The organism is Rhizobium sp. 007 (assembly GCF_015353075.1).
Classification (GTDB): domain Bacteria; phylum Pseudomonadota; class Alphaproteobacteria; order Rhizobiales; family Rhizobiaceae; genus Rhizobium.
In genome coordinates this window covers 2985778-3001759 of sequence record NZ_CP064187.1, presented here as the reverse complement: position 1 = coordinate 3001759, position 15982 = coordinate 2985778, and the positions used below count along the sequence as shown (strand labels likewise).

General features: G+C 62.1%; 12 protein-coding genes and 1 pseudogene. 7 read left to right on the top strand and 6 right to left on the bottom strand.

Features of this window, described 5'->3' with window-relative positions; genetic code table 11:
* Positions 1 to 14: 14 nt before the first annotated feature.
* On the bottom strand, positions 15 to 1313 hold the full coding sequence (locus ISN39_RS14840) for an aromatic acid/H+ symport family MFS transporter (protein WP_194728034.1): 1299 nt from the start codon (positions 1311 to 1313) through the stop codon (positions 15 to 17).
* Between the two features lie 323 nt (positions 1314 to 1636).
* Here ISN39_RS14840 and ISN39_RS14835 point away from each other — a divergent pair, with 323 nt between their 5' ends.
* The 7 genes and pseudogenes from ISN39_RS14835 (at position 1637) to ISN39_RS14805 (ending at position 8142) form a co-directional block, all read left to right on the top strand.
* Complete coding sequence (locus ISN39_RS14835) at positions 1637 to 2140, top strand: flavin reductase family protein (protein WP_194728033.1); 504 nt, start codon at positions 1637 to 1639, stop codon at positions 2138 to 2140.
* A gap of 72 nt (positions 2141 to 2212) precedes the next feature.
* On the top strand, positions 2213 to 3391 hold the full coding sequence (locus tag ISN39_RS14830) for a flavin-dependent monooxygenase (RefSeq protein ID WP_194730223.1): 1179 nt from the start codon (positions 2213 to 2215) through the stop codon (positions 3389 to 3391).
* A 21-nt stretch (positions 3392 to 3412) separates the two neighbouring features.
* Positions 3413 to 4387 carry a gamma-resorcylate decarboxylase gene (tsdA, locus tag ISN39_RS14825; RefSeq protein WP_194728032.1) on the top strand — a complete coding sequence of 325 codons (975 nt, stop codon included), beginning with the start codon at positions 3413 to 3415 and terminating at the stop codon, positions 4385 to 4387.
* A gap of 11 nt (positions 4388 to 4398) precedes the next feature.
* Entirely contained in the window at positions 4399 to 5286 is an 888-nt protein-coding gene (locus ISN39_RS14820) for an intradiol ring-cleavage dioxygenase (RefSeq protein WP_194728031.1), read from the top strand.
* A 1-nt stretch (position 5287) separates the two neighbouring features.
* Positions 5288 to 6343, top strand: coding sequence for a maleylacetate reductase (locus ISN39_RS14815; protein ID WP_194728030.1), 1056 nt, complete (start codon positions 5288 to 5290; stop codon positions 6341 to 6343).
* Between the two features lie 296 nt (positions 6344 to 6639).
* A pseudogene (locus tag ISN39_RS14810) lies at positions 6640 to 7005 on the top strand (alkaline phosphatase PhoX); the annotation flags it as partial.
* Positions 7006 to 7512: 507 nt separating this feature from the next.
* Positions 7513 to 8142: a LysE family transporter gene (locus ISN39_RS14805; RefSeq protein WP_194728028.1), complete on the top strand. Its 630-nt coding sequence runs from the start codon at positions 7513 to 7515 to the stop codon at positions 8140 to 8142.
* Between the two features lie 45 nt (positions 8143 to 8187).
* Here ISN39_RS14805 and ISN39_RS14800 read toward each other — a convergent pair whose 3' ends face one another.
* The 5 genes from ISN39_RS14800 to ISN39_RS14785 all read right to left on the bottom strand — a co-directional run bounded on the left by ISN39_RS14800 (position 8188) and on the right by ISN39_RS14785 (position 15927).
* A complete protein-coding gene (locus ISN39_RS14800; RefSeq protein ID WP_194728027.1) occupies positions 8188 to 11433 on the bottom strand; it encodes a hypothetical protein in 3246 nt (1081 codons plus the stop codon).
* Positions 11434 to 11503: 70 nt separating this feature from the next.
* Positions 11504 to 12043 (bottom strand): phosphoadenosine phosphosulfate reductase family protein, encoded by a 540-nt coding sequence (locus ISN39_RS36410; RefSeq protein WP_246763230.1) that lies wholly within the window; start codon positions 12041 to 12043, stop codon positions 11504 to 11506.
* A 27-nt stretch (positions 12044 to 12070) separates the two neighbouring features.
* Positions 12071 to 12295 (bottom strand): hypothetical protein, encoded by a 225-nt coding sequence (locus ISN39_RS36405; protein ID WP_246763229.1) that lies wholly within the window; start codon positions 12293 to 12295, stop codon positions 12071 to 12073.
* A gap of 45 nt (positions 12296 to 12340) precedes the next feature.
* The gene (locus ISN39_RS14790; RefSeq protein WP_194728026.1) at positions 12341 to 13771 is read right to left on the bottom strand and encodes a putative sulfate exporter family transporter; all 1431 of its coding nucleotides are present in this window, start codon (positions 13769 to 13771) and stop codon (positions 12341 to 12343) included.
* A complete protein-coding gene (locus tag ISN39_RS14785) occupies positions 13768 to 15927 on the bottom strand; it encodes a di-heme oxidoredictase family protein (RefSeq protein WP_246763228.1) in 2160 nt (719 codons plus the stop codon). Before ISN39_RS14785 ends, ISN39_RS14790 begins: the two co-directional genes overlap by 4 nt.
* Between the last annotated feature and the right edge of the window lie 55 nt (positions 15928 to 15982).

The following is a 15982-nucleotide window of genomic DNA, read 5'->3' as shown; positions in this document are numbered from 1 at the left end:
GGTATTCCTGCCGGTCAGTGCGCGATGACACTTCCCTTCTCGGTCGTCACATGCAGGAAGGTGAGGGCCGTCAAAACGCAGCCAACCACTGCCGTTATCGAGAAGATGTAGAAGTTCCACTCCGGTGCGAGCCCTCGCTGCAGCACGGCGCCACCGATCAGCGGTCCGGCGATACCACCCAGCCGGCCGACCGCGAGCGAAAAGCCGAGGCCCGTTCCGCGGATCTGGACAGGATAGAAGCGGCCGACCAGAACATTCGAGAGGATTTGGGTTCCGATTGTACCGGCGCCGGCAAGAGCGACAAGTGCGTACATGAGAACGCCCTGCTTCAGCGTAAGCATGTAGATCGTTGCGGCGCCGATCGCGAACAATACGGCGACAGTCATCTTCACATGGCCCCTATCGGCAATCCGGCCGGCAATGACGATACCGATGGCGGCGCCGACATTGAGCATGATCGCAAACAGCAGCGCCGAACTGATGTCGTAACCCATCTTGTTCATGATGGTTGGCAGCCAGTTCACCATGCCGAAGGTCAGCAGCAGGGAGCAGAAATGAATCCCCCAGGCGTTCAGCGTCAGCGCAAGCCGCCCTTCCGCAAACAGCGCCAGGATACCCTGCTTTCCAGAGGTGGTCGGCTGGTGCAGAACCCGTTCCAGGCCGAAAGTATCGCAGATTGCGTCAGCCTCGGCACGGCGGCCTTTGGCGGCGAGCCAGTCGGGCGACTCAGGCAGTGACTTGATCAGGAACGGCAGTGCCAGCAAAGGCGCGCCGCCGATGATCATCAGGGGACGCCAGCCGTAATGCTGCAGGATCAGCATGCCAAGAATACCCGAGAGAATGCCGCCCAGCAGATAGCCCATAAAGGACAGCGAGTTGGCCAGCGCCTTTCGTTTGGTGGGTGAGAATTCGAGAATGAGTGCGGTCACTGTCGGCAGAAGCGCGCCAAGCCCGAGCCCGCTCAGGAAGCGCGTGCCTGCGAAGACCGGGAAGTTCGGAGCAAGCCCGCTTGCGATCATCATGACGGAAAAGCTGGCGAGGCTACCGAGAACGACTTTCTTCCGGCCAATGCGATCGGCGAGAGTGCCGGCGATTGCAGCACCGAGCAGCATGCCGAACAGGGTCAAGGCGGCGGCGCGGCCGACGAGAGACGGATCCAGGGCCCATTCCACCTGCGTGAGCAGCGCGGGTGCAATGACACCGAAGACGACTAAGTCATAGCCGTCGAACATTATCATGAAGCCGCACATGGCAATGACACTTGCCGTACTTTTGGTTTGCGCCACCATGGCGCTCATTTCCTGCGAAGACATGGCTCCTCCTCCGTGATCTCGCTTTGAAAAAAGGCTGAAGCCCAAAAATCAAAGACTCCCCCTTCGTCATCGGGTTTGTGAACGGCGCGCAAGGCACGCTTGTCCGACAGTCCTCTCCCGCCCGATGCCTACAACAATAAAAGATTGCAAATGCAAATATTGCAAGAGAAAATCTGATGCCGATTAAAATTATCTTCGGCGGGGACCTCAAATGCGTCGACCGGTTGTCCGATTACGGTCTCGTCCATTACGGCTAAGAAAATATTTGCATTGACAATAATTGCAAATGCAAATAGTTGGAAAAAAGGAATGGGAGAGAGATCATGCAGATTTTATCCGATGGAGTGGTCGGCGCGAATTTTCGTGCCGCGATGCGAAAATTTCCAGCGACGGTCACCGTGATCACGGCGGTAAAGGACGGTATCGACCATGGCATGACAGTCACGGCAGTCACCTCCGTTTCCATGGATCCGCCGTCGCTGGTGATCTGCCTCAACAACAGGACCCTCCTGCACGAAATGCTGCTGTGTCAGCCGGATTTCGCGGTGAATGTGCTCAGTCACGCTCAGCGGCCGCTGTCTGAGGCATTCGCCGGCAAAGTCGAGCCGCATGCGCGCTTCGGACTGGCGAACTGGCGGCGGCACGAGGCCGGCATGCAGCTTCTCGACGGTGCGAACGCCAATGTCGTCTGCCGCCGCATGGCTGCCGTGCCTTATGGCACCCACACGCTTTTCATTGGTCAGGTCGTTCACGCGACCGTGGCCCCCAGCACCATACCGCTGATCTACGAGGACGCCCGCTACTGCGTTTCGCAGCCGGCAGCCTGATCGCGGAAGACGAAGGAGGAGATCATGAAACTCGAGTTCATCGAAAGCGGCGGGGAAAACCTGGCCCGCATCATGCGCGGCGGTTCCCTGAAGGACCGGGTCCTGCCGCTTCTGCCGGCATTCAGGGACCGGGCATTGGCGACCGAAAGGGCGCGCCGGGTGCCGGCGGAAAATATCGCAGCGCTACGCGAGGCCGGCTATTTCGATGCGGTCAAGCCGGCCGCCTATGGTGGCGTGCCGAAGCCCTTTTCAGAGCTTGTCGACGCCAATATCGAACTTGCCTCGGCCTGCGCCTCGACTGGGTGGGTCGCGGGCCTTCTGTCGGCACATCAATGGCTGCTCGCCATGTTTCCCAAGGCCGCGCAGGATGATGTCTGGGGCGAAAACCCGGATGCGCTTCTCTGCGGTTCCTATGCGCCGACCTCCATGGCTGAGGCCGCCGAAGACGGTTATCGGCTGAACGGCCGCTGGGCTTTTGCCAGCGGCTGCGAGAATGCCGACTGGTCGCTCTGCGCCGCCATCCTCCCCGCCGAGGGCGAGCGGAAGCCGGTTCCCGCCTTCCTGCTCGTGCCCGCGACGCAATATGAAATCGAGGACACCTGGGATGTGGCGGGGCTGGCGGGAACGGGGTCCAAGACCCTGATCCTCAGCAATGTTACCGTGCCGAAATATCGCGTGCTCACATTCCCGGATGCCACAAGCGGTCGCACGCCGGGCGCAAGGTTCTATGCCCAAACCGGTCTTTTCAACATGCCGCTTCTGACCGGCATTCCGTCCTGCCTCGCCTCCGCCGCCGTCGGCGCGGCAAAGGGCGCACTGGAGAGCTATGTCGCGTCCACCGGCGCCCGAGTCACTCGCGGGGCGGTCGCCGGCGGTAACAGCCGCATGGCGGAATTTGCGACGATCCAGCTCCGGGTGGCGGAAGCCGCGGCCAGCGTCGATGCGGCACGCGAGATCCTGCTGCGTGACGTGGCGCGGGCCGAGGAACTGGCAGGTTCAGGCAGCGAATTCACGATCGAGGACAGATTGCTGAGCCGCCGCGGCCAATCCTTTGCGGTCAACCTGGCGCTGCGAGCCGTGGAGGCGCTTAACGCGTCCACCGGCGGACTTGGCCTCAACATGGACAATCCGGTGCAACGGGCCTGGCGGGATGCCAATGCCGTCGGCCGCCATATCAGCATGAACTGGGATGCCGTCGGCACAATGGTCGGCCAGCATATGCTCGGCCTCGAGCCGAAGGGCCAATACTGAAACAAGAACGGGGAGAGAGACATGCAAGGCAAAATCGCGCTCGAGGAACATTTCGCCATTCCGGAAACGCTGATGGATTCGGCCGGGTTCGTACCGGGCGATTACTGGACCGAGCTTCAGTCGCGGCTGCTCGACATTCAGGACAAGCGCCTGAAACTGATGGACGCGCACGGCATCGAAACCATGATCCTGTCGCTTAACGCGCCGGCGGTTCAGGCCATCGCCGAGACGGGACGCGCCATCGATATCGCCCGCCGCGCCAATGATGCGCTAGCCGAAGAATGTGCCAAGCGTCCTGACCGCTTTCGTGCCTTTGCTGCCCTGCCGCTGCAGGACCCCGAGGCGGCCGCCCGGGAACTTGAGCGCTGCGTCAAGGAGCTGGGCTTCGTCGGCGCGCTGGTCAACGGTTTCAGCCAGCGCGCGGATACCGATGCGCTTCTCTATTACGACCTGCCGCAATATCGCGACTTCTGGGCGACGGTCGCCGCCCTCAATGTGCCGTTCTACCTGCATCCGCGCAATCCCCTGCCGCAGGACAGCCGGATCTATGAGGGCCACCCCTGGCTGATGGGCCCGACCTGGGCCTTTGCCCAGGAAACGGCGGTCCATGCATTGCGCCTGATGGGATCGGGCCTGTTCGACGAGCATCCCAATCTCAGGATCATCCTCGGCCATATGGGCGAAGGCCTTCCCTACATGATGTGGCGCATCGACCACCGCAATGCCTGGGTCAAGGTGCCGCCGAAATATCCGGCCAAGCGCCGCATCGCCGACTATTTCAACGAGAATTTCTACATCACGACATCAGGGAATTTCCGTACCCAGACGCTCATCGATGCAATGCTGGAAATCGGCGCCGACCGGATCCTCTTCTCGACCGACTGGCCCTTCGAGAACATCGATCACGCCGCCGATTGGTTCGATACCACGACGATTTCGGAGGCCGATCGGGCGAAAATCGGCCGGACCAATGCCAAGCTACTCTTCGGGATATGAGGGAGGGCAAGATGGTCGCGACGAACTATCCGCTTTTCACCGAGGAAAACTCGGTCGAGGCCGTCAATACGCGTATGGGCGGGGATATCGATCCCCGCCTGCGTGAGATCATGTCGGCCATCGTGCGTCATCTTCATGCCGCGGTGAAGGAGATCGAGCCGACGCATGAGGAATGGCTGGCGGCGATCGAGTTCCTCACCAGGACCGGCCAGATGTGCAATGAGTGGCGGCAGGAGTTCATCCTGCTCTCGGATGTGCTCGGTGTGTCCATGCTGGTCGATGCGATCAACCATCGACGCCCCTCGGGCGCGACGGAGAACACCATTCTCGGTCCGTTCTACGTGCCGGAGGCACCGCGTTATGCGCGGGGGACGAACATCTGTCTCGACGGCAAAGGTGAGCCGCTCGTGGTCGGTGGCTTTGTCAGGGACACCGATGGAAATCCGATCGAAGGCGCGTTGATCGACGTCTGGCAGACCAATGACGACGGCTTCTACGACGTCCAGCAGAAAGGCACGCAGCCGGATTGGAATCTGCGCGGCGTCTTCACTACGGACGGGGAGGGCGGCTATCGGTTTCGTTCCGTCAAACCGCGCTATTATCCGATCCCCGACGACGGGCCGGTGGGCAAGCTGCTGGGGCGCCTCGGCCGGCATCCGAACCGCGCGGCGCATATCCATTTCATCGTCAGCGCCGAGGGTTACGATCCCGTTGTCACCCACATCTTCCCCCCGGATTGCCAATATCTGGATCAGGATGCAGTGTTCGGGGTGAAGGAGAGTCTCATTGCCGATTTCCGGACGCGGCAGGAGGACGGCGTGGGTGAGGACGAGGGCCTCAAGGCCCCCTATTGGCAGGTTGACTGGGACTTCGTGCTGACAAAAAGGGCTGAGACCTGAGATGAAGGACTTCGTTTACAACGGATTGGCAACGCGCGTGATTTTCGGTACCGACACGCTCAAACAGCTTGCCGATGAGGTGAAGCGGCTCGGCATGTCCCGGCCGCTGGTCCTTTCCACGCCTCATCAGAACAGCGAGGCGGAAAGGGTAGCGGACCTGATCGGGACACAGGCCGTGATCTTTTCGGGCGCGGTCATGCATACGCCTGTCGAGGTTACGCAGGAGGCAATGAAGTATGTCGAGAAAACCGGTGCCGATGGTCTGATCGCAATCGGCGGCGGCTCGACAACCGGCCTTTCGAAGGCAATCGCGCTTCGCACGGATCTGCCGCAGCTCATCGTGCCGACGACTTATGCGGGGTCGGAAATGACGCCCATTCTCGGGCAGACCGAAGATGGCCGCAAAGTCACGCTCCGTGACATGCGCGTACTGCCGGAAACGGTTATCTACGACGTCTCGCTCACACTGGAACTTCCGGTGCATTTATCAGCGGTCAGCGGCCTCAACGCGATTGCACATGCGGTCGAGGCACTCTACGCCTGCGACCGCAACCCGGTGACCAATCTGATGGCAGAGGACGGGATCCGCGCGCTGGCGCGAGCGCTGCCGCAGATTGTCCGTGATAGCCTGAACGTTGAGGCCCGCTCAGATGCTCTCTATGGTGCATGGCTCTGCGGCATCTGCCTGGGTTGCGTCGGCATGGCGCTTCATCACAAGCTTTGCCACACGCTGGGCGGCATGTTCGACCTGCCGCATGCCGAAACCCACAGCGTGATCCTGCCTTACGCGATGCGTTACAACATGCAGGCTGCACCCGAAGCGGCCGCAAAAGTGGCGCGGGCGCTGAGTGTGGACAATGCCGCAACCGGACTCCGGAACCTCACCCGGGAGATCGGTGCGCCGCTGTCTCTTGCTGCAATCGGAATGCCGGGCGAGCGTATAGGCGAAGCCGCCGCCCAGGCGGTGTCCAATCCCTATTGGAATCCGGCGCCTGTCACCGAACCGGCCGTTCGCGCGCTGTTGACGGATGCATTCGACGGCGGTTGGCTTGACTGAACTGTTTCGATCTGCGCGCGATACCTGCAGATCTTCGCAGCTCCAACAGCATTATCGAGTACAAGATTATGGTACCGCTCTATTTCCATTCCCTCCGCTTTTCATCGTGGCGTCAACCTAGACGGAAAAAACCGAGCTTGAGCGGCGTGTCGGCCTAGTTCCAGGTGTTCCATAAATCGCCTTACGCCTCAGACGCGCTCGGACCGACCGCCTACAAGTCTCGGTGTATTCGGGCCCCCGCAACCAAAGCTTACGAGTAATATCAAAGGGCTTTGAGGAAACTCGGAGCCCTTTGCGCCGATGATGTGAAGATCCTGCAGAACCTGCAGGGCGTCACCGTCATGGAAGTCACCGAAGGGAACAACGGCTGGGAGATCGTCCTCGACAGCCCGTTCAACCGCCGCATTACCCATGTAACGCCGACGAAAATCTCTGGTCCGGCCGCCGGCTCGGATCTCATCCAAACCCGATCCGAACGGCACCGGCCGTCTCGGACCTTCAATAACTGCGGCGCCGGCAAGACGCCGTGGGGCACCTACCTGACCTGCGAGGAAAACTTCAACGGATATTTCGGTTCCACCGATCCGAACTTTGCCATGCCCGATGACTTCAAGCGCTACGGCATTGCAGCGGAAACGCGTTATGGCTACGAGGCCTTCGAAAAGAATGCCGCCGGTAGGCAGTTGAGGACGCGGTCCCCAAGCTCCTGGCGTTTGATCGTCTTGCTGTTCGTGCAGCGCTGTCCGTCCAGTTCGTCGATCGGCAGGCGCTTCTTGCGGTTGGTGCAGCTATAGCGATCCTTGCCGCTGATGGCGTAGGGGCCGCCGCACTCCGCGCCTTCCAAAAGTGGCTGAGGAGATATTCCGGGCGGTGCGTCGCGTTGAGACGGTTGGTGCTAGAGGCTACGTGCAGATCGCCGACTTCCGCCTGGCGTGCCTTGGAATGCCCGCTTGTTCCGTAAGTGATCCATATGCGCTTGCCTTCCACATTGCGCCGCATCGTGAGGCGAGCGATCCGGCCGCGTTTGTAACGTCTGCCGGTGCGCGAGCCTCGGTAAACCGAACGGGTGGGAGGCAAGAGATGCAGAAGGGTCCGCGAACGGGAAGGCCAGGGTCTGTTGAGCGGCAGCACACCAGGCTGCCTGTCCGGTGGCGCAGGGATACCGGCCGATGACCGCCGACGGTTTGTTGTCGCCGGCAGTGGCATCCGGCTTCGTGTTCGGCCTCGGGCTCATCTTTTCCCTCGGTCCGCAGAACCTCACGCTTATCCGGGCGGGCTTAACGCGCAGCCACCCCTTTGCAGTCGCTTCCACCGGCTACGTCTCTGAAATCGCGCTGGTTACTATGGGCATTGGTGGGTTTGGAACGCTGCTGACGCACCATCCGACGCTCTCCGGTATTCTGCAGGCGGTATGCGCCGGATTTCTCGCATGGTCGGGGGCGAGAACCCTGCACAAAATTAGCCGGACATCCAGGACGCAGGTTGTCACGGCACATTGCAAGTCGCGGTTCCAAGCGATCGGTTCGATGCTTGTCGTCACCTGGCTCAATCCGCTGGTCTGGCTCGAGGCGATGTTTCTCGTCGGCGTTCTCTCCTTCAGCTACGGCAGCGAGGAACAGGCGGGATTCGGAGCCGGGTTCCTCGCGGCTTCCGCGATCAAGTTCTATGGCTGGAGCCTGGCCGGCGTAAGCCTGTCCCGCTGCTTCGACCACCCGATCTACCGCAAACGGATGGACGCGATCGCGGGCGTCGTTCTGATCCTCGCAGCCCTTGTCCTGGCCGCAAACATCATGGTCTAGAGGAAGATGAGGTCGGGTTTGGCTAAAAGGCGATGCGCATCGTTGTCAGCCTGTCTGCCGTATGAGGTAGGGTTCGACCAGGGCGCGTATTTCGGCCGCCGCTGTCTCTCCGGCAGCACGCAGTGCCCGCTCGTAGCGTGCGTAGTCGTCAACCGCGCCTTCGAAATCATGGCGCGCCAGTCGCTCCTTGATCAGCGCTTTGCAGATGGGGCCGGCATCCGGATAAAAGTCCAACGTCCTAAGATATATGGAACGCGCCCCATGGGAGTTGTTGGTCGTCTCCAGCCGCTGGCCAAGCCTCAACCCGAGATCGATCAGATCGCGACGCACTTTCTCAGCGGCAGCGAGCGACCAAGAACTGACTCGCTCGTGCAGGAACAAAGGACCGGGGAATGCCAGGAAGAGCGCCTCCGCGTCCGGACGTATTCCAACCGCCTCTCCATTGGCTGTCGCGACAGCCTTGAGCCGTGCTTCCCAGTCGGCGAGGTCGACCCAGACCTTGTCCAATGCCACGCGAAGCTTGCCTTCGCGCTGCACGATGAGGTCCGTCCGTCCCAGCAGCTTGCGAAGCCGATGAAGTGCCTGCTCGCATGCCGCACGCGCCTTATCGCCGTCGAGATCGGGCCACAGCCAGTCCTGAAGAGTCTCCAGCGAGCAGGTGTTATTTTTCGAGATCGCCAGCGCCCGCAGAATGTCGAGGGCTTTCGTCGGTGGCTTGGCACCGAGATGGAGAGGATTTCCATCGAGTTCGAGCCGAAAGCCTCCGAGAACGTAGACCTTGAGCGGCCATGGCCAGGCCGCGGGCCGCTGCCGCGGCACTTCCAGCAGGCGTTCCCGGATCAGCGACCGGCAGAGCTCGGGCTCGATGCCGCGCTCCAGCGCATCGCCAAGCAGTTCGCCGAGCAGCTCAGGAAGGTTGAGAAGCACCATCGGCCAGTTCGTGCTGCGGAGTTCGTCCAGGAAGGCCTTCAGACGGTCGCCATAGTGCGGATCGTCGTCCCAAAAACTCTCCAGCGCCGTCGCGGCCAAGATGCATATCTCGGTCCGCTTGCGAGCACCGCCGTCCAGCCGCGGCAGAAGGTCCACTAGCAGAGCAGCGGCGTCCTGCGGCTTCCTGTCCGCAAGGAGCACCTGGAACTTTGTAATGTAATGTGGCCAGCGCTCGACCATCGGCTCGTTCGCGGCCTCGATGGCCGCCATGAAGCGCTCGCACTCCCGGTAGGCTGCCGTGAAGTCGCCTTGCCTCGCGTATAAGGTCGCGTGGCAGTCGGCGACAACGGCTACCTGCGTGGTGAAACGGCTGTCGGCGATCTCGGCCAGACGCCCGACCACTTTGTGGAATTCGGCAAAATCGCTACGGAACTTCATCTGCATCTGAAGATGATAAAGTCCCCCGAATTCCACGCTTCTGAGGGAATCGCGCTCGCCGATCGCGATCGCCGCTCGCAGCGCGGCTTCGGCCGACGGATAGGGAAAGTCCCTTCTCTTGTAGGGAAAATAGCGGCCGCTCTTGGCTCCAAAGGCGACCAGCCACATGCCGAGAACCCATGGCAGCACGTTCTTGTCGCTTAAATCATCAACGACGCTGTCGACAGCTTTTGTGAACAGATCGGCATCCATGGTCGACACCGAATGCTCGATCAGCGATTCGCTCGCAAGCAACCGCAATAAGCTCGGATCCTGCTCGGGATTTCTGGTCAACCGCTCCAGGAGTTGGGCTTCAAGCACCTGTCCGGCTGTGCTGCTGCGATAGTATTCCTCGGCGAAGTTCAGAGCACGCACCATGCCGATGCGCACGAGCATCGCTTCTACCGGCGGAAGTTCCGGAAGGCCGCGTTCGATGATCTCGGACGCTCGACGGGTCCACACGGAAAGACCTTCGTAGGTCCGCCAACTGTCTGTCTTGACCAGCACCGCACGTGATACCGTGAGACAAAGGCCGCTCAGATCGTCGGTCCGACCAAACGCCTGCCATGCCCTTGAAAGCCAGCGCTCCGCCGCAGCGTCATCCGGCATATGGGCTACACCAAGCCAATAGAAATGCCAGCCGTTCATCAACGTTTCTGGTAACCGGCCGGTCCATTCGATGAAGGTAGCGCGGCGTCCTTGCGCCAGCACGGCCTCCGCGCGGGTCAGCATGAGCTCGCTTGCCCAGACGAAGTCCTCAGCATCCAGTGCAAGGGGTATCGCGTCATCATGCCGGCCGGCTTCCACAAGCACCTTCGCCGCCCTCCGTTTGAACGACTTCTGCTCCTCCTTGGAGACGTACTGCGCGAAACGTCGGTCGAGGAACTCCCGCAAAAGGTCATGCAGGTGAAAGATATCACGGCTGCTTTCTGTACGCGTGACGAGCAACTGCCGCCTGTAGAGTCTGTCGAGCAACCTTCCCGCCTCGCTCGAACCTATCATCACGTCCGCTAGCTCGGCGCTGATTTCGGGCAACAAGTTCAGCTTCAGGAGCATGTCCTGGTCGGCGGCGGGAAGTGTGAGGAAGAAATGACGACCGAGAACATCAGAGAGCTCGACATCCCACCTCCACCCTAACGCAGTTGTGTCCGGCCCGAATGTCGAACCGCGATCCGCAAGCAGCACGAGCCCGACCGCCCAGCCCCGCGCCGCCTCGACATCGATCCAGGCAGCAGCGTCTTTCGAACGCAGCTTGACGAGATCGCGCGCTTCCGCGATCGAGAATTCGAGCGCCGACCTATCGACGACCTGCATCTGGCCCTTGATGGTGAGCTCGCCCAGTTCTTCGCACGGCAGCGTTCGTGAGGCACAGATGCACCGAACCGTGTCCGGCAGTTCCCGGAACATCACGGAAAGAATCGTCCGGAACTCAGGTGTGTCGACGTCGTGCAGATCATCGAGGACCAGAATTGTCCCGGGCTTCAGCCGTGCGAAATAATCTCTGAAGAAGCGTCTGGCGAACTCCTTTGGCTGCTCGGCGTACTCCACGCCGAAAACCGGCATGTCTCCAATCGTAGCGGCCGGGTTGAGTGAGTGCGTCAGATACTGGAAGAATCGCGCAATGTCCTGATCGCCCTCGTCGATCCGGAACCACACATGCGGAGCATTGGTGCTTTCGAGATAGTCGATGACCGCGGTCGTCTTGCCGTATCCGGCTGGCGCGGCCAGCCAGCAGACGCCAGATCGCGGCGTCCGGTCGATCGCTTCGAGAACGCGGTTTCGCCTCAGTATCCTGGCGCTCCGCGGCGCCGCCAGTTTGGCGATCCGGTTGGGGGCCGAGAGCGGGCGCCTCGCGTCGGCTTCGACGGCGTCTAGGGGGGGCATGGGGCTCCGCTCCACTGATCCTCGAACGCCGGTCATGTCACCGTGACCCGTCCCGCCGCCCAGATTAGCCTCAGCGTAGCCCAATAATGCGACAATTCCTAGTAGTGCCTTTGCAGTGGAAGCGGCATTGGCCGACCGGGGTGCTGCGCAACCGGAAATCAGGAGGCGGAGGCGGCCGAATTGCGAGAGGAAAAGGGCGACCGATGGATCCCGCACTCCATTTTCGACAATCCGCTCCAGCGGCCCGCGCGCGAGGGTTGTCCTCGCGGCCACATTCGACCGTGCAGGGGACGCAGCCAATCGAAAGATAGCCTTTTTCGAGGAGCGGATGCCGGGGCAGGTGATAGCGATCGAGATAGGCCTCGATCTGTTGGCGTGTGAAGCGAGCAAGCGCGTCGATCTTCAGGCGTCCGTCGTGTTCCTCGAGCGTCGAAACATCCGCGCGAACCCCGCTGTGATATCGCTTGCGACCGGAAATCCAGGCCTTGAAACCGGTTAGGGCTTCTTCGAGCTGCAGAACCTTGCGGACATGGCAGCACTGGTTCGGATCGCGGCGGTGCAGTGATCCGGCACCGTCGAGCACCCGCAAGACATCGACGTCGGGCGCCACGACGCGCAGATCGGTCAGGCCGAGCTGTCATTTGCGTACGACAAGCGATCGTTTCTGCAAACAGCTTTCCGGTGTCGAGCGTAATGACCGGAGCGAACGGTCGATCGAGGCCGCCATATGCAGCAGAACCGCGGATTCCGCGCCAAACGAGGATACGAGCGCTATGTTTCCATCGAACAGGTCGGTGACGAGCCGCGCCAGCAGGTCGGGTCCGTCGAGATGGCTCAGCTCTGCGATGGCAGCTTCATACATGGCGATTCGACCGGTGAACCATAGCGGTGGCGTGATGCAGCCGGTTCATAGCTTGGCCACAAAATCGAGGATCGCCTGGCGGTCGGCATCGCCAAGATCGAAGAAGCGGTCGCGCACGATCCGTGCCGTCCCGCCATGGGCGAGGACCGCATCGCGCAACGTGATCGCGCGGCCGTCATGCAGGTAGCGTTCGCGCAGGCGGATGCCGACGAGTGGAGCGGTCCGCCATTCGGCACCGATGGCGTCGCCCTGGACAATCTTGTCGTCTAGCGCCGGTCCCATGTCGTGCAGCAGCAGATCCGAGTAGAGCCGGACCTCGCCGCTGACGCCCTCGAGCGCCGGCACATGGCATTTGGCGCAACCGACCGAGGCAAAGAGCCTTCCGCCCTGGCTGCCAAGCATCGCGCTTGCGCTCGACGACGGCGATGCGGCCCGGAAGGCCGCCGAGAAGGGTATCAGAGCGCCATAGGCTATGGCGGCCGACAGGACCACCCCGACGAAACCCACCCCGATCAGTCGCCACGCGCCGCCAGCCTCTCCTAGGCGAGCGATGTGGGTGGTGATGCCGAGCGCCACCATCACCATCAGGAACAGGAACTGGTCGACATCGAGGATGATGCGGCGCAGCTGCGGATTGAGGGTGATCTCCGAATTGACGATCACCACGCCAATGAATGCAACGATGAACCAGGGGAACGGTATCGGTGCTGCCTCTTGCGCCTTGTTGCGGCCGCGAAAGTGCAGGCCGACGGCAAGCAGAAGCGGGACGAGCATCAGCACCTTGCTGAGCTTGACGAGCGTCGCGGTGTTGAGTGCCCCTTCGGAGACGGCGAAGGAGGCGCCGTAGACCTGCGCCAGTTCGAAGATGCTCGCCCCGACAAACACGCCGTAGAGGCGGTCGTCGAGATGCGGCAGCCATCCATTCAGGAATATGACGGGATAGGCAAGCAGCGCCATGGTGCCGCTCAGCGTTATCAAGGCGATGGCGACACCGGCGTTCTGGTCGCGGGCACGCATCAGCGCCGCCATGGAAAGAATAGCCGCGGCGCCGCACACGGCGCTGCCGACTGCGACGAGCAGCGCGATCTCGGGGTCGAGCCTGAACAGCTTGCGCGCGATGGCGTAGAGCAAGGTCACGACTAGGACCAACTCGATGGCTGCCACCCCGAGCGGCATCAACCCCAGATCCAGAAACAGCCGCATCGTGATGCGGAAGCCGACCAGCACCACGGCCAGCCGCAACAGGTAGCGCTTGGTGAAGTCGAGCCCCGGACGCAATGCGTCTGGACAGGCGAAACTGTTGCCGATCAGGAGGCCGAAGAGCATGGCGACGAGGATGGGGTTGCGCGAGAGGGGCTCGCCCAGTCCGCCGGCGATCCAGCCGGCCGCAAGGGCTAGCGCAGCGGCCACAATGACGCCAGGCAAGACCGAGCGCGCTCGTTCCGGTGCATGGGAGAGCGCCAGCGCGAGGCTCATGGCTTGGCCTCCTCGGATAGGCTGAGTGTTCGCAGATAGGAACTCACCGCGTGGATCTGGCCGGTATCCTGCTCGACCGGCTGCGTGACCGTGTCGCGGCGGTCGACGATTGCGCTGGTGACGCCGAGTTCCTTTGCGAAGGCGTCCGCCACCATCTCCTCGAGGCGAGCAATGTCGGCCTTCCAGCCGTATCGGCCAACCCGCGACGCGCCGTTGGCGTCGACGACATGATGTGCCCGGCCCTTGATTCCGTCGCCCTTGCTGACAGCCTGTGCTTCGATGACACTGTCAGGTATCTCGTCGATCTTGGCGATGCCGTAGAGAGCAAGCGGCATGCGCAGCGAGATCACATTGGCCTCGCGCGGCATTGCCGCCGAGACAGTCGTGGTGCCGATGCCATCGCCCAGCGCATAGCGTCTGGCGACCGGACTGTTGGGATGATCGATTGCGACCATTCGGCCCGACTCCGGATCCATAGAGGCTATCCTGCGCGCAAAATGGCTTTCATCGGTGCTGGCGCCGCCGGGGCCGGGATGGCAGGCCACGCAAGATGGTGCATTGAATAATGGGCCGAGGCCCGTCTGCGGCGTGAAGTCGGCTTGAAACAACTGCCTTCCGCGTGCCGCGAGATTGGTGTCGGCAGCCGCGCTTTGCATCTCCTGAGTCGTCTTCGTCGCCGCCGCGCCGTGTTCGTCGAAGGCAGCGACCTCGAGGAGCGCCCCTTCGCGGCCCGGGAATCCAGGAACCTCGCCGCCTATCGTTATCCAGATCCGCTGCGCGTCCGCCGACGTCGCGATCGCGCGAAGACGATCTGGGCCGAGGGGTCCGACGCCTGGAACATCGATCGTCGCTCGGGCGAGAAGCCGGCCGTCCTGGCTAACGCGAAGCAGCGAGCCGTCGCCGCGGTTAGCGACGAGGAGATCGGATCCGCCGGCAAGCGTCGTGTGGCTCGAGAAATGCGGATTGGCGATTTCGGGTATGGCGGCGACGATGTCGACCGGGCGGTCGAATTCCGGCAACGAGATCGTACGGGTCCGAGCGACCGTGAAATGCCGCCGGTCGTCCTCTAGTTCGAGCAGCACCAGCCGGTCACGGCCGGGATCGGCGATGTAGAGGACACGATCCGGGTTCCACTTGAAGGCGATGCCGATGACGCCGGGATCGTCGTCAATACTGCGGCCGGCGCTCACCGTGCCGGGAGCGGCCAGGCCGTCCACGCCATCCTGGACATGGATCTGAACCACGCCGCCATCCGCCGTGACTGCGGCGAACACGGCAAAACCGCTGCCGTCCGGCGACGGACCGAGAAACGCCGTTCCGAGCGCGCCCGTCTGCAGCCCGCCGGGCGTCAACTGGCCACTCGCCTGATAGTTCAGCAGCCTAGCGAGCCATCCGCTGGGCTGTCCTTTCGGCGTACGCTCGCGATCGGTTAGCCGGCCGACAAATACGCCGCCGGCCTTGTGGCTCGGCGCGTTGGCGAGCGGCGCTCCGTCGGGGTCGACAACGCTAACGCTGCCCTCGCGACCCATCCCATTTGGCGCGTTCGCGATCCAAGGCCTTCCGAAGGCGTTGTTGATGGAAATGTATCGCGGTCCGGATGCAGCTGTGAGGTGCGCTGTTCGCGCCCCGGCATTGTAGTGGCGGTTGAGGAACTGGTCGCTCTGTGCAGTGTAGAGCTGGACCCGGGTCTCTCCAATGTCGCCGGTGATGTCTTCCGAAACGACTATGGTGCCGCCCGACTTGCCCCCGCGGGGATCGATGGACAGGATTGCGCCGGTCCTGATTCTGGGGTCGCTCGGGCGAGCGCCGAAATTGCTGCTCACCGCCACCAGAACCCTCAGCGGATCGAGCACCCGCCCTTCGCGCGTCGTCATGAGGAATTCCGGATTTCCCGGTATCGGTCCACCGACATGAAAGCGCCCCACTTCACGCACGCCGGCCACGTCGAACAGCCCGACCGCGACGACACGGGCGCTCAGGCTCCAGTCGGGGGGCTGATCTCCAGCGAATCCCAAGGTCGGCAGGAGGCTGAAAAATACCGCCGCTGCCCTCGACATGTTCCGGCGGGCAGTAGGATCCGGCAGCACGGACCATCGCCGCGGCTGGCAAGCTCCGACGAGATCCGCAGGGACCATTGCAGGGGCTTTTTTTCGCATGGCGACGTCTCCGGCGTCCACAGATGTCACGCGTCTGCGCGTGGACCAGACGACC